Below are 2,314 nucleotides of genomic sequence, written 5' to 3' on the forward strand. Positions count from 1 at the left end.
GTTGGGCACCAATAATCCGTTCTAGTTCAGGAATCACCTCAATCATGACTTGCCCATTGTCACCCAAGGCATTCAGAATTTGTGTTTTCCACGTTTGCAACTGCCTATCGCTTTCACTCAGTAATTGCCCCATCAAATCCCGCAAGGCTTGCACAAAAGCTGATAACGGAATGTTGCGGTTAAATTGGTCAAATTTACCCTTGATAAAGTAGCCGCTTTGTCGAGTGATGGGTTTATGGACTTCGTTGACGATCGCCGTTTTGCCAATCCCAGAAAAGCCTGCAACCAGCATCAGTTCTGAATTGCCTTGAGCCACTCGGTCAAAGGCATCCAATAACGTTTGGACTTCCGCTGCTCGACCATAGAGTTTTTCGGGAATCAAGAAGCGATCGCTCACATCCCGTTGCCCCAACTCAAAGGCTAAAATCTTCCCGGTTTCTTTCCATTGGGTCAAGCATTGCAGTAAATCGTGCTTGAGGCCGATCGCACTTTGATAGCGATCTTCGGCATTTTTCGCCATCAATTTCGCGACGATCGCCCCAACCATCTCAGGGATAGCCGAATTGACCTGATGCACAGGTGTGGGTGGCTTTGCAATGTGGCAATGCACGAGCTCTAACGGATCATCCGAGGTAAACGGTAAACGCCCACTCAACAGTTGATACAGCGTCACGCCGAAGGCATAGAAATCCGCCCGATAATCAATACCACGATTCATCCGTCCGGTTTGCTCAGGTGCCAGATAGGCAAGAGTCCCTTCTAGAACGTTGGGACTTTGGATTTCCTGGGTTTCCTTGGGCAGTAAAGAGGCGATACTAAAGTCGATCAGCTTAACCTGTTTTGACTGCGGGTGAATCAGGATATTGGCAGGTTTGATGTCTTTATGCACCACCTGATGCTGGATTAGATCCTGAAGGATATCGGTGATTTGAAGCGCGATCGTCAACACGTCCACTAATTTCAGTGGCTGCTGTTGAATATACTGACCCAAGGAAATCCCACCCCAATCCTCCATCACCAAAGCATAGCTACTTCCTAGGGATTCCAGACTCAAAGGTGGAACGATACCCGAACTGGGGAGATTTTTGGCAATAGTATATTGGTTCCGAAACTGCACCAACTCGCCAAAGCTGGGATACTCATTCCGCAGCACCTTGATCACTACTTGACGCTGAGTAGCCTGATGCACCGCTTGATAAACTACTGTCCGTGTTCCTAGATACAGTGGTTCAACGATGTCATAGCCCGTAATTTGTGGTAAGGAGCCAGGGATCTTGCTTACTTCAATGCTCATAGCTCTGGATTGGCTGAGGAAAAGGATGCGATCGTAACTGCCTCTAGAATTCCCTTAGCGTTGGGTAGCCTAACTTTGAGTTCTGACTGCGCCAACGATCGTCTCAGTAATACAAAGTTCTTGGTCAACGACGGCGACAGAACGCTTTTTTATATCACCACCAAGCTCTTAATATCATCCGCTGCACCAGAGCCTATGTTGTGCTGCCGTAGTTTCTTCACGGTTTTCAATGACTGCACCTATAGATTTTAAAGTTGCAAGCGATCGTCTCAGTTGGATTCTTCAAGAAGAGATGGAAAGTCACGACGACCACTTACAACTCACAGAATTTCGATAACATCGTCTAGAACTCTGTAACAATTGACATCAGTGTTCGAGGCAATGTAAAAGGTTGTCAATGCCGCGATTGACTTTTTGATTCGGGAGAAATTATTTTCGATTATTTTACTGACCAATGTTCCAACATCAGCCCATCTACATAATCAAAATCAGTATCATCAGTCACTAGTACCCAATTATGTTCTAGGCACTGAGCAGCAATCCATACATCGTTCATTGGAATTGGTCGCCCCTTACGTTTCAATGCCAATCGGGTTGTAGCATACATTGCTGCGGTTTCTCTTCCTAGTGGCTCAACGGTACAAGCCGATATAAACTCATGATAACGAGATAAGTTTTGCAACGGACGTGTCGAGTTTCCTGCGCCAAACAATAACTCTCCAACAATAACCATGGGTAGAATTACTTCTGGTAAAATCAATACCCTTTCAGTAATAGTCTTATCTCCGTTCAAAAAGCGAACCGCAGCGGAAGTATCGCGCAATCTCACCACTCATTCAAATCTACCTGCCGACAGTCTACTGTGATTGTTCGCTGTAGTTCTTCCGCTTCTGAATCACTTAAGGAGATTTCTAACAAAGAAACTACCCAGGGTAAAATGCTTTCAGTTGTTCCAACAAGCAAGGAAGCAGAGACTTGAAAAACGCTCCTCAATCTGAAAATCCCCTTAGTTCATCGCAA

The 2,314-nt window shown here is 45.7% G+C and carries 3 protein-coding genes; all 3 read right to left on the reverse strand.

Annotation, left to right across the window (positions count from 1 at the left end):
• A partial coding sequence (locus ACN4EG_RS27600) for a protein kinase domain-containing protein (RefSeq protein WP_431633496.1) occupies window positions 1-1,294 on the reverse strand: 1,294 nt, incomplete at its 3' end.
• The gene (locus tag ACN4EG_RS27605; RefSeq protein WP_431633497.1) at window positions 1,291-1,422 is read right to left on the reverse strand and encodes a hypothetical protein; all 132 of its coding nucleotides are present in this window, start codon (window positions 1,420-1,422) and stop codon (window positions 1,291-1,293) included. The genes ACN4EG_RS27600 and ACN4EG_RS27605, both read right to left, overlap by 4 nt.
• Before the next feature lie 311 nt (window positions 1,423-1,733).
• Window positions 1,734-2,117 (reverse strand): type II toxin-antitoxin system VapC family toxin, encoded by a 384-nt coding sequence (locus ACN4EG_RS27610; RefSeq protein ID WP_431633498.1) that lies wholly within the window; start codon window positions 2,115-2,117, stop codon window positions 1,734-1,736.
• Window positions 2,118-2,314: the final 197 nt, after the last annotated feature.

Source organism: Alkalinema pantanalense CENA528 (genome assembly GCF_050753345.1).
Lineage (GTDB): Bacteria > Cyanobacteriota > Cyanobacteriia > Leptolyngbyales > Leptolyngbyaceae > Alkalinema > Alkalinema pantanalense.